General features: G+C 62.9%; 9 protein-coding genes and 3 pseudogenes. 1 reads left to right on the forward strand and 11 read right to left on the reverse strand.

Annotated elements, in window-relative coordinates; all coding sequences use genetic code 11:
- The 7 genes and pseudogenes from SKC41_RS31275 to csoR form a co-directional block, all read right to left on the reverse strand.
- Positions 1 to 95: pseudogene (locus SKC41_RS31275) on the reverse strand (hypothetical protein); the annotation flags it as partial.
- A gap of 3 nt (positions 96 to 98) precedes the next feature.
- A pseudogene (locus tag SKC41_RS31280) lies at positions 99 to 340 on the reverse strand (SAM-dependent methyltransferase); the annotation flags it as partial.
- 172 nt (positions 341 to 512) lie between these two features.
- On the reverse strand, positions 513 to 1,064 hold the full coding sequence (locus SKC41_RS31285) for a hypothetical protein (RefSeq protein ID WP_330981522.1): 552 nt from the start codon (positions 1,062 to 1,064) through the stop codon (positions 513 to 515).
- Positions 1,065 to 1,134: 70 nt separating this feature from the next.
- On the reverse strand, positions 1,135 to 1,368 hold the full coding sequence (locus SKC41_RS31290) for a hypothetical protein (protein WP_330981523.1): 234 nt from the start codon (positions 1,366 to 1,368) through the stop codon (positions 1,135 to 1,137).
- Positions 1,369 to 1,463: 95 nt separating this feature from the next.
- On the reverse strand, positions 1,464 to 3,809 hold the full coding sequence (locus SKC41_RS31295; protein ID WP_330981528.1) for a copper-translocating P-type ATPase: 2,346 nt from the start codon (positions 3,807 to 3,809) through the stop codon (positions 1,464 to 1,466).
- A gap of 55 nt (positions 3,810 to 3,864) precedes the next feature.
- Complete coding sequence (locus SKC41_RS31300) at positions 3,865 to 4,158, reverse strand: DUF1490 family protein (RefSeq protein ID WP_330981529.1); 294 nt, start codon at positions 4,156 to 4,158, stop codon at positions 3,865 to 3,867.
- An 85-nt stretch (positions 4,159 to 4,243) separates the two neighbouring features.
- On the reverse strand, positions 4,244 to 4,603 hold the full coding sequence (gene csoR, locus SKC41_RS31305) for a copper-sensing transcriptional repressor CsoR (protein WP_330981524.1): 360 nt from the start codon (positions 4,601 to 4,603) through the stop codon (positions 4,244 to 4,246).
- A 117-nt stretch (positions 4,604 to 4,720) separates the two neighbouring features.
- On the opposite strand from csoR, the gene SKC41_RS31310 reads away from it, so the two are divergent.
- Complete coding sequence (locus SKC41_RS31310; RefSeq protein ID WP_330981525.1) at positions 4,721 to 5,476, forward strand: DUF2182 domain-containing protein; 756 nt, start codon at positions 4,721 to 4,723, stop codon at positions 5,474 to 5,476.
- A gap of 132 nt (positions 5,477 to 5,608) precedes the next feature.
- Here SKC41_RS31310 and SKC41_RS31315 read toward each other — a convergent pair whose 3' ends face one another.
- The 4 genes and pseudogenes from SKC41_RS31315 to SKC41_RS31330 form a co-directional block, all read right to left on the reverse strand.
- Positions 5,609 to 6,073 carry a heavy metal-responsive transcriptional regulator gene (locus SKC41_RS31315; protein ID WP_330981530.1) on the reverse strand — a complete coding sequence of 155 codons (465 nt, stop codon included), beginning with the start codon at positions 6,071 to 6,073 and terminating at the stop codon, positions 5,609 to 5,611.
- 1,233 nt (positions 6,074 to 7,306) lie between these two features.
- Positions 7,307 to 8,505: pseudogene (locus tag SKC41_RS31320) on the reverse strand (IS110 family transposase).
- A gap of 393 nt (positions 8,506 to 8,898) precedes the next feature.
- Entirely contained in the window at positions 8,899 to 9,666 is a 768-nt protein-coding gene (locus tag SKC41_RS31325; RefSeq protein WP_330981526.1) for a YoaK family protein, read from the reverse strand.
- An 816-nt stretch (positions 9,667 to 10,482) separates the two neighbouring features.
- Positions 10,483 to 11,217, reverse strand: a complete 735-nt coding sequence (locus SKC41_RS31330; protein ID WP_330981527.1) for a hypothetical protein — start codon at positions 11,215 to 11,217, stop codon at positions 10,483 to 10,485.
- Positions 11,218 to 11,566 lie beyond the last annotated feature (349 nt).

The raw sequence follows: 11,566 nt of genomic DNA on the forward strand, positions 1-11,566 counted from the left end.
GGACAATTGGCCGCCCTGTAGGACAACGTTGGCGGATTCTTCGGCGAAAAGATCTTTCCCATCAGCTCCAACAGCGCCGACAACGTCACTTCGTTAGCGGCGGCCCGTTTGGCCAATCGTCGCAGGTGATCATCTGGCTCGACCGCCACGACCTCGGCCACGGTCCCGGGGTAATGCGCGAAGTTCATTCCGTTGCCGGCGCCGACTTCGATCACACGCCCGCTCAGCCCAGCCAGCGCGCGGTCTCGGTATTCGGCCGTTCCACGGATCTCGGAATCGGCGCTATCCGCTGATACACCCGCGCAAACCGCGGATGTTGAAGCTCCGACAGATTCGCCACGCCGCCTCCCTTGTCCGCAACTTCGGCGTCTAGTCCCATCATGCGTCGTCGACAACCAGCGCGACCGCATCTGGAGTTCGATTCAGGTTGTTCAGGACAGCCCCCATTTAGGGGCTAGGAGCCCGCCTTTCGCTCCAACAAGAACAGTGAGATTCTGCAGCGTTGCCGGCGACTATGGTCGGCCGCCAGGTCCCATCATTCCGCCCATCATGCCTTGCATCATCGGGGGCATTCCGTCGCGTACGAAGCCGGTGACTTCACGAGCGTGGGCGCGGATTGCGTCGGCAAGGATGGGATCGTCGGAGGTTTCCTCGGCGATGACGCCGGTGGGAGTCAGCGTCAGCTGGCGGCGGTAGCTGCCCGCGTTGCGGAATAGTGTTGGCAGGCTTTGGCTCATGCACATGACTTCGGAGCCCTGGTTGAGGTGGGAGTACATGCTTGATACGTGTGCGTGCAGTTTGGCGGTGAGCTCGGCGGCGTTTGATTGGGTGGTGGTGCGTACGCCGCCGGGAATCTCCTCGACGGTGCGGGTGATCTCAGTGTGTCGGTTGAACATGTCCATGTAGAGGCTCATGTCGGCCGGACTGGCACCCATCATGCCGCCGTCGGTTAGGCGAATGCGCAGCACGGGCGGACCAAGGACGCCGCGAAGCGCGTACCCGATACCCGCCACCGCGCTGGCGCCGAGTGTAGCGAGTACTGCCCGTCGGGTGAGCTTAGCCATGTGATGACCTCCCGGGAACCTTGGTCGTGTGTCTGCGGTGAACGAACCTGGCGTTCAGGGCTTTACGGGCCTACATCAACCGTCGGTAAAAGTCGTCGTTGTCTGGTTTGCTTCGGGGAATGGGGGCCGCTACCACGCCTTCGGGCCGGCCATAAGGCGCAGCGGCGGGCGGATCGTTTGACCGCCTACCGGCAGACCGCACCGCAAGGATGATGGCCGTGAAGACGGCGCCCAACAACAGCAGCTTTGCCGGCGTATTGACCATTGGGCTGCACCAGCCCCAGCCGCCGTACCAAGTCGTCATCGCATTGCCTCCTAAACCTCAACAGTGGTGAAATAGTTTCTGCTGCAGCTAAATCCGCTGTGTCTGTCATCGCTTCTCTCGTTCTTCTCTGCAAGTCACTGGGTCAATGCCGGTGCAGGTTGGCGGTTGATGACCGATTGCTGGTGGGTGTTGCGGCCGAAGCGGCGTAGCCGTAGTGAGTTGGTGACGACGCTGACTGAGGAGAATCCCATCGCGGCGCCAGCAATGACGGGGTTGAGTAAGCCGAGTGCGGCAAGGGGGATGGCGGCGGTGTTGTAGCCGAAGGCCCAGCCGAGGTTTTGATGGATGGTGCGCAGCGTCTGCCGCGACAGCTCGATCGACTGCACAACGCCGTCGAGCCGGCCGGACATCAGGGTGATGTCTGAGGCCTCGATGGCCACGTCGGTACCGGTGCCGATTGCGATTCCCAGATCGGCTTGGACCAGTGCGGGTGCGTCGTTGACGCCATCGCCCACCATGGCGACCACCCGGCCCTCGTCTTGGAGTGCCCGAATTGCGGTGACCTTGTCCTCGGGTAACACCTCGGCCAACACTCGCTCGATGCCGACTTGCGTGGCGATCGCAGCTGCGGTGCGGGCGTTGTCGCCAGTGATCATGGCGACGTGTAGTCCCATCGCGTGCAGTTGAGCGACCACGGCGGAGGCGTCGTCCTTGACCGTGTCCGCCACCGCGAGTACGCCCACAACCTGGCCGTCGCGGCCGACGAACACCGCAGTGCGGCCCTGGGTTTCGAGTTCTGCAGACGCTGCGGCAAGGTGCTGGGGTAGATCTAGATTGTGCTCGTCGATGAGCTTGCGTCTCCCGACGAACACGGGGTGACCGTCGATTTCGGCGCGCACTCCGTGGCCCGCGACGTTGGTGAACGCCGTGGCGGCCGGAATCTTGAGATCGCGCTCGCGGGCACCCGCAACGATGGCTGCGCCGATCGGGTGTTCGGAGCCCGATTCGACGGCGGCGGCGATCCCCAGCACGTAATCGGGCTGTCGGCGCTTACCGACAATGACATCGGTGAGCTGCATTTGGGCGCGGGTGAGGGTGCCGGTCTTGTCGAACACCACAGTGTCGATCTTCTTGGAGGCCTCCAGGACCTCACCGCCCTTGACCAGGATCCCCATGTCGGCGCCCCGGCCGGTGCCGACCGTAATCGCGGTGGGGGTGGCCAGCCCCAGTGCGCATGGGCAGGCGATGATGAGCACCGCGACGGCCGCGGTCATGCCCGCGACCGGGTTGCCGGCCAGCACCGTCCAGCCGGCAAACGTCGCGACGGCAACCGCGACAACGGCCGGCACGAACACCGCCGAGACCCGGTCGGCCAACCGCTGCACGGGGGCCTTGCCGCCCTGGGCTTGTTCGACCAGGCGCACGATGTGGGCCAGCGCGGTGTCGGCCCCTACGGCGGTGGCGCGCACGGTTAGCATGCCGTCGACGTTCACGGTGGCTCCGGCGACATGGTCACCGACGGTTTTTTCCACCGGGATGGATTCGCCGGTCAGCATCGACTCGTCGACGGCGGCACGCCCGTCGACAACCTGACCGTCGACGGGGATCTTCTCGCCGGGCCGGACCCGCACCAGGTCTCCGACTTGCACTTGGTCGACCGGGACGAGCACTTCCTGGCCGTCTACGAGCAGGGAGGCTTCCTTGGCGCCCATCTCCAGCAGCTTGCTGATCGCCTCCGACGCCTTGCCGGTGGCTCTGGCCTCGACATAGCGGCCCAGTACGACGAACGCGATGATCAACGCGGCGGTGTCGAAAAACAGTGGGCCACCAGCGAACAACTCATAGGTGGAGTAGATGAAAGCGGTCAATGTGCCCAGCGCGATCAGCGTGTCCATATTGGCGCTCGACGCTCGCGCTTGCAGCACTGCCCCTTTGAGGAATGGCCAGCCGGCGACGAATTGCACCGGTAGCGTCGCGGCGAAGGCCAACCACCCCGCCCACGGGTAGGCACCGAACAGCATCGGCGATGCCATCGCTAGCAGCCCTAGCGGCATGGCCAGCCATAGCCGTCGCAGCCACGTCCGGCGCTGGCGCTGGTTGTCCTCGCGCGGTGACAGCTGCCCACAGCTGGCCGGCCCCGACCCGCAGCCGCCACCGGTGTTGGTCGGCTGATCACCGTCGGGTGAGCGGACGAACAGCCGACGAATGCCGCCCGCAATTTTTCGCACGATGCCGGTGTTGCGGGGATCAGCCGAGTGGGGGGCACGCGCGGGCACTGATTCCGCCGGGGCGTGCCGCGCTTCGGTGATCGCCGCCAAAACCGCAGCGGTGTCGCAACTTTCGGGCGAATACAACACCACGACCGATGCGGTACGTGGGTAGGCGTACACCGCATCCACGCCGCTCACGCTGGCGACCATGTCCTCGATCGCGACGGCCCGAACCGTGTCGAAGCGAAACCCACTGGCCTGCACACGCATTCGTCCCGACGCGTCCGAGACGACCTTCAGCTTGACTTCGCCATCGGCGACGGTGTCAGTTGTCATCGGTGTTGCCCGGGTCGCTCACCACCGGTGTGACGTTGTCCCCGATGCGTTCTTTGGCCTCGGCGATCACGTCGGCCGTGGTTAGGCGAGCCCGCTCAGCGCTCTCGCCAGCCTTGCGTTCGGCCTCACGGGCCACGCGGATGCCCCAGGCGGTGAGGGTGACGGTCGCCGAGCGCAGCGGAACCTTCGCGATTCCCTTGCGCAGCACCTCATAGGCCGCAACCCCCACCGCGCCGGTCACCACGGTGGGTACCGCCTTGGCCACAAATCCATGCAGCACCAACATCTTCAACGCTCCCTTTCATCTCTATTCCTCAGCCACACGGTGGCTGTCGTAGCTAATGGCCAGCACCAAAAGCTGGTGGTCGTTACTCGCGGCTGCCTGCCGTCGCCGGCTCTTTGTCGCTGGGTTCGCCGACCGCATCGCCGCCTAGCTGGGCCTGCGGGCCGGTCAATGCTGGGGTGAATTTGACGGCATCTATCAACTCTTCGATGGCGGCTTGTCCGCGGCCACCGAGCACCGCCGAGGAAAAACACGTCTCCAGGTGGTTGTGCAGCATCACCCGGTTGGCACGCTCGAGCGAGGACTGCACCGCTGAGATCTGCTTCATCACGTCCACGCAGTAAGCGTCGGTTTCCAGCATCCGAATGATCCCGTCGAGGTGGCCGCGAACCGTCTTGAGCCGGTTCAGCGCCGCGTGCTTTTTCGCTGTCAATTCCTCGCTCATAGCCGCCTCATCGCTCCCATCGACATCCGATTCGTCCGAGCATACCCCACCCCACCCGGGGTGGGTACTGTTCGAGTAGTTATCGCATTCGGGGAATCACTGAAGGGAGTGTCTTAAGTGGACAACGGCCAAGGGCGTGCATGGTCGCGGACTGATATCTGGTTGCCGGCAGTGCTGTTGGGATTGGCGGGTTTGGGTTGGTGGTGGTCAGTGGTCAGTGCGGCGGGTATGCGTGGTGACGCCATGCCGATGGACAGCCAATCCACGATGTCGCTGGCCGCGTTCCTCATTGCGTGGGCGGCCATGATGGCTGCCATGATGCTCCCCGCGGCATTGCCAGTGGTTGGCCGCTACGCCCGCGCCGCGGGCGGCAGGGCCGCTGCGGCGATCGTCTTCGTGACCGGATACCTGGCCGTGTGGACCGCTGTTGGCGTGCCGGCCTTTTTCGCGTCGACCCATCTGAACCCGGTGCTCCATAGCTGTCCGTGGGTCGGCCGCGTCGCCGGCGCGGTGGCCCTGATCGCGGGGCTGCATCAGCTCACGCCGTTCAAGGCGACATGCCTGCGCTATTGCCGCCGAACCACGTTGTTGTCCGGCGCGTCCGGCAACAACCTCAACAGTCCAGCCCGCGCATTGCTCGCCGGAGGCCGTTACGGCATTTACTGTCTTGGTTCTTGTTGGATGCTAATGCTGGTATTAATCGCTTTTGGCACAATGCAATTGGGGTGGATGCTGGCGCTGTCGGTCGTCATCTGGCTGGAAAAAGTGACGCCCTTCGGCGACCAGCTCAGGCATGCGACCGCGGCAGCACTCGTCGTCCTCGGCGTCGCGCTACTGGTACATCCCACATTTGTCACCCACCTCATCTCATAAAATGGAGGCGGTGGGACCTCGACGCCCGGGCCGCGGTGAAGCCGGTGCCCGCCAGCGCAAGATCACCGGGCGCCCAAGGTGTTGACGTGACCGTAGCCGAATAGCCTAGGAATTAACGGCTTTCGCGGGTTCTTATACGCCGCCCGTACTGATTGTCTCGTCGCTGGGATGACGATGCCCGATGGTTGCGCCGGCATCCAGGTCGCTTTCTAAGATCCAGCACACCGTGGAATGGTCGTGTTCGGTCGGTACGGCCTGCGAAGCGTAGTCAAGAAGGGCCTGCAAGTGACTTTCGAGCGCATTGAGTTCGGCGATCTGCGCACGGACTTGGTCCAGGCGAGCGGTTAGGACTTGTCGGACGTGCCCGCACGGCACCTCGCCACGGTCGTGAATCGCCAGGATTTGCCGGACCTTCCGCAAGGTCAGCCCGGCCGTTTGGCCCCGACGGATGAACCGTAACCGCTCCACAACTTCAGGCCGAAAGTCGCGATAACCCGACGCAGTGCGCGCGGGCGGCGGTAGCAGCCCCGAGTCCTCATAGAAGCGAATGGTTTTGGCGCTGGTGTCGGCCAGTTTCGCCAGCTCGCCGATCTGCATGCGCCCCTCCCTTGACCTTCTAGTCCACTGGAAGGATAACACTGGATTTTGGGTCGGCAGACCGCCGAAAGCGCGAACAAGATTGGTGGTGATTGTGGCGAGCACAGCGCTCCACTCGCTCTTCGCAATCTCTCGCAGAGCCCCACGACCGCAATCGAAGGCGCGCACGGGACGCTCGGCCACGATGATCGTAGTCACGGTGTGGGCGCTCGTCGGCGTCGCCGGTTGTTGGCTGGCGCCATCCGAGCCTTCTCAATCGAATCCAGCACACACCTCTTACGCATCCCCGAGCGCCGGATTCGCCGTCAACGCTGACCATTCGGCTGCCGACTGCACGGTGTCACCGGCATGCCCCCAAGCGTTCGCGATGGCGGTGCTGCCACTGTCGCCCAAGGCTCTGGTCGCGCTGGGGACCGCCCTAGCGGTGACCACCATCCTCGGTTCAGCTATCCACGATGCGACAGCGGCGAGGCGGGGCCCGCCCCGCGGCGTCCCCGTCGCCCTTGCGGGTCGAGATGTCTTGACGCGGTTCTGTCTAGCGCGTCGCTGATCGGTCAGCGTCAGGCCGTTGCACCTCGTTCGCGCGGCCAGTGACCAATGACCTTGTCAAGGGCGCACTTTAAAGCGAGAACCCGCTGTCGAAGCGGCGATCGGACCACGCTCGTGGTGGCTTGGCTCATCGTCGGATGAGCTTTCGATCAAGAACCCAAACGATCACCACGGTCGTGCGGAAGATCCCTCGCCGCCACAAGCCTTTTGCCCCGCGTGCTGGGGCCTCAATTCCCTACCCGGTCTGGGTCTCGGCGCACGACCGCGGGAGTAAGCGGACAACACGATAGAGAAGAGAGAATCTAATGAAATCTGAAATTGGGAAATCGCTCGCGCTGGTCGGTGGCGCGGCTGCAGTTGTTTTGGCGGTCGGATTTAATGGTGGGGGCGACGACAAGTTGCCAAGCACGCCGAGAATGACGACAACTGCGTTCGTCGTGACGCCAGCACCCACACCTCCGGCCCCTCCCGTAGGCGTCGCCGAGGGTAGACCCGGGGCTAGTCTGCGCGGTTGCATTGTCGGCCTCAACTGCGGCCCGATAGGCCCGATAGACCCGATAGGCCCTAAACGTCCCAAAAAACCCCGACCGTCCCAAACGACCCAGACTGCCCATGTCCCAAACACCCTCTCCCCCCGCCCGTAATGCGGCAGGAACACGGCGGGATCGATTCTCGATGGGTTTATCAAGCCGCTGCGGCGGTTGGGATTTGGTAGGTGGTGTGGTCGCGCAGCATGGCCCACAGGACGTTGAGGCGTCGCCGGGCCAGGGCCAGGACTGCTTGTCGGTGGGTGTTTGCCCTCAGCACGTTTGCGGTCTTCGTAGGCCCGGGAAGCGGGGTTGGTGCGGGCGGCACTTTGAGCGGCAAGATAGCAGGTGCGCAAGAGTCGTCGGTGATTGAGGCGGGGGCGTTTGAGGTTGCGCTGATGCGCCCGGAATCACGCGGTACCGGTGCGAGCCCGCAGATACCAGCCAAACGATCGGCGGAGTCGAAAGCGCTCATGTTTCCCCCTGTCGCGGCGAGGAATTCGGCGCCAAGAATGACCCCGAACCCGGGCAAGCTCAGGATGATTTCGGCGTACCGGTGGCGGCGAAATCGCTCCCCGATCATTGTCTCAGTGTAGGCGGTTTCGGGTGTCGAGGTTGATCACCTCCTGGGCTAGCCGGGCCACCATCGCGACGGCCAGATCTTGTCCGGGCAACACCGTGTGCTGGGCATGGGCAGCTTCGAGTGCGGCGACGGCCACCGCCTCGGCAGTGCGGGCCTTGCGTTTCCGCAGCCAGGCGACCAGCCGCGCGGCGCCGGCGCGACGTAGTGCCTCGGGGGGTTTGGTAACCGGTGAACAGGATCGGCGCGGCCTTGTGTTGACCGTAGTCAAACGCCCGCTCGAGGGCCGGAAAGCACTCCAACAGCCGAGCGCGCAGCCGGTTAAGGGCTCGGGTGCGATCGGCCACCAGATCAGCGCGCCGGGCAGCCAAGATGCGCAGCTCCACAGTGATCTCATCGCCGCCACGCAACGGCTGCAGATCACGGCGCATCCGGGCTTGATCGGCGATGATCGCCGCGTCTTTCGCGGCGCTTTTCGCGTCGCCGCGATAGCTGCCCGACGCGCAATAGACACTTCGCCCGGGGATATAGAGCAGCCGCTGGCAGGCCTCCGTTAATAGGGCGATCAGCAACGCAGCACCACCACCGGCCAGATCAATCGCCCGGGTGAGGTCGCCACCATCAGCCAGCGCGGTGACCGCATTGATCAACTCTCCTAGTGTCGCCTCATCGTTAGCTACCCGCCGCGAGAGCACCCTCTTGCCGTCAACGTCGATAACGACGCAATGGTGCTCTGCCTTGCCGGCATCAACGCCGGCCCATAGTTGCTGTGGCACAACCACCTCGGTGTTCGTTGTCGGTCTTTGAACCCACCAGACGACTACGCCGACGTGTCCTTACACAGCGATTTGCATCGCACCTCTCGAGTCGTCGCGGAACGCCGGGCGGCCAATCGATCCGAGCCATCACAAGGCAGAATATGGCAAGCCATACCCGACGCCCCTGGGTACTCAAAGCCTGCGACCGACAGCCACGAATACCCTGCAAAAACCGTAAGGAATATGCAGGGTTTGTATGCTGCCGATTACGCTGTGTGCCAGCTGATTTCAGTATTCTAACAATCGCCGATAATTTATCAGCTGCGTCAACCCCCGTAGCTTCGGCGCGTAAGCATGTCGTGAGCCCACGGGGGGGTTGCTCGCGGCGCGTTGTTCACCAACTGTGCCTTTTCAGTTCGTCGGCGGCTGATTCCCGAGCGGGCTAACCAACCGGGTCATTCTCAGCAGTGAAAGGCGAGATGGACGTCTGCTATCTGACTCCTTCAAAAGGACACGTCGGTCGGCATGGAAATAGGTGTATCCGGCGGTGAGCGAGCACAAGATCGTGGCGATTGTCAACATCTGAGATCCATTTGCTACCAAGCTAATAGAACCACCGATGGTGGCACCCACGATGAAGCTTATATACAGCAGAAGGTATCCCAACCACGCGGCTGCTGAGCCGCCACTGATGTGGCGTTCAATGCCCTGGCCCATCTTCACGAGCGTTCCGGTCACGTAGCTCAGCGGGGTTGACACCTCGCCGTCCTTGACAAATGAAGTATTGAGGGCACCTACGCCGAACGCGACAAAAAGAATTGGCTCGAGGGAGAGGTCCGCTGTTGCCGACCACCCATGTGTGGCGAGGCAGACGGAGGTGGCGCCCCCCAGCGACAAGGCGGTGAGGACCGTCGGGCCATGAGGATGTGCAACCCAAAGATGGCGTCTGCACAATGACGCAACCACCACGCCGCCGACAAAGGCTGCCACCAACAGCGCCGCTGTTATTGCGGGCCAGGGCTGATCGCGAAAGTATGCCAACGCGGCACGTTCGGTGTTGCCGGTCATAAAAGTCACGAAGTATCCGGCGGAGTGAGTGAACGCCGCGGCACCAATCAATCCGGCCAGCGCGGCCAGGACCCATGACAGCCGTGTTTCGCTGTCGAACCCCTCGCGCATACGGCTGATAGCAAATGGCAAATGTCTGCTCCCGTGCGGCTGAACCGTTCGGCTCTTTGCCCACCCACATGTCTCGGTTGACACCATCGTCTTACGCCGAACGGTCGGCGTAATCAGGGGGCAAACGGCACCCGCGCCGAGTTGGGCGCAGCGAATTCTTCACCAGTTCTGCCTTTCAGTTCGTCGGTTGATAATTCGGCGGGCGTAACGGGTGCGCCGAGCACCGCCCGGAGGCGGGGTTTCGTTCCAGCGTGGCGGTGGGTGGTTTCGGCGGCCGAATGCTGATTTAGCGCGGCCAGTAGAGTCACCCCAGGACACTCGATGTCTCGGCCGATCCCATCGCGTTCTGCTTCGCGGGCTGTTTTACCTGCGGCTCAAGCTGACTGCGGAGCAGGTATACGGTTGCCGACGCCTCAACTTTTCTTTTAGTCGGGTTCCAGCGAACAGCCAAGGCACCGACAGGCGCTCGAGGCCTTGGCTGAAGGTGATCAGTGGTTGCACGCGCACTTGGGGTGACCACACTTGCAACTGGCTGCGTGGATACACGCGGAGTCGTTGCACGTGCAACCGGTGGATTTACAGTGGCAGGTTTCAGTCTCGTTCATAGCCCAAAACAGTACCCCGGTAGGGTATCGCGTGGATCTCGGTCTAATTGCTGCGTGAGGACAATATTCTCGATCACTCCCGACGCGCACGTGGAGTCGATTTTGCTGACAAGGATTGACCGGCTTAGCCGAAATGCTGCTGATGTTATGGCCGCGATCAGGTACCGAATCGAACTCTCCGGACCGGTGGCGCACCTACAAGGTCCATGTCTCAATTGACGTGGAGCGTGATTTCGGCGGTGTGCACGATGCCAGCGGTTTGAAACTCGATGAACAACCGCCAGTTCCCGGAGGCCGGAAAAGCCGACTCGATGCTCAGGCTCGGGCCGCCCCGGTCCCTAGTTACCGGACTGCTCGGGTGCATGTGTGCGAAAGCCAGGTTTCCGGCCCGGATGGCGGTGACGTGAGCATAAGTGTCCAAATAAGGCTGCAACTCGGTGACAGGCTCACCACCGCTGTTGAAATCTAATGTGACCGAACTGTTTTGGCCTGCGGAGGGCTGCCCGGACACGGAGACCGTGTAGCCGTCGACGCTGGCGATGTTGCTCGACGAAGGCAGGGGTGCGGTGGTGGCTTGTCCGGGCACCGTCAGCGGTGTCGAAAGCACCAACGGAACGGCTACATCGCTCGGGTGGCGGGCGGTGAATTGAGTGAAAGCCCGCCAGTCACCCGGCGTCATCGCGGGTAACGCGACAGTCCAGGTGCCGTCAGTGGCCATGATGGGGTGCAAGTGCGCGAACCCTGTCAGGTCCGAGCGGATCACATAGAAGTGCAGCAGCTTAGTTTGCTCGGGGACAAACTGAGTGACTGGTTCGCCGTCGGGCGAAGTGATCCTGAAGGTGAAGGTGCCGGCGGTGTTGGCCGTGAGCATGGTGGCGGCGGGCACAAGCGTGAACCCGAATTGCGATGCCGACAGCCCATCTCCAGCGAGCATTGGCTCGGTCATCCCCGGCATGCTCGACATTGTTGGCGCGGTCGATGCCGCCGATACACCCGGCGTGGTGCTCGTCGCGTGAGTCGACATGCCGTTGCTACAGCCACCGATAACAAGGACCGTAGCGATAGCGCCGAACGTCCCCACAAACTCAACGCGGCGACCGACGAAAGTAGCAAGGTTCATGAGGACAGCGTACCGGTTTACCCCTAGGGGGTATCTCGGCTAGCCGCTTAGCAGGGAGAGGTTTGTCAGTCCCAGCTAGTTGTTGCGGGTCATGACGTTGTAGACGCCGACATGGTCGGGATGTGAGGAGGACGGGTCCTTCGGCGGCAGGATGAGAAATCGCCAAACCCCTCGT

This window comes from Mycobacterium sp. 050128 (assembly GCF_036409155.1).
Classification (GTDB): domain Bacteria; phylum Actinomycetota; class Actinomycetes; order Mycobacteriales; family Mycobacteriaceae; genus Mycobacterium.

Bases quoted from the DNA above. Each gene is read 5' to 3' on its own strand.
- SKC41_RS31285 (WP_330981522.1), bottom strand. From the start codon at position 1,064: ATGGCTAAGCTCACCCGACGGGCAGTACTCGCTACACTCGGCGCCAGC.
- SKC41_RS31290 (WP_330981523.1), bottom strand. From the start codon at position 1,368: ATGACGACTTGGTACGGCGGCTGGGGCTGGTGCAGCCCAATGGTCAAT.
- SKC41_RS31295 (WP_330981528.1), bottom strand. From the start codon at position 3,809: ATGCGTGTGCAGGCCAGTGGGTTTCGCTTCGACACGGTTCGGGCCGTC.
- csoR (WP_330981524.1), bottom strand. From the start codon at position 4,603: ATGAGCGAGGAATTGACAGCGAAAAAGCACGCGGCGCTGAACCGGCTC.
- SKC41_RS31315 (WP_330981530.1), bottom strand. From the start codon at position 6,073: ATGCAGATCGGCGAGCTGGCGAAACTGGCCGACACCAGCGCCAAAACC.
- SKC41_RS31325 (WP_330981526.1), bottom strand. From the start codon at position 9,666: ATGCGCGAGGGGTTCGACAGCGAAACACGGCTGTCATGGGTCCTGGCC.
- SKC41_RS31330 (WP_330981527.1), bottom strand. From the start codon at position 11,217: ATGACCGAGCCAATGCTCGCTGGAGATGGGCTGTCGGCATCGCAATTC.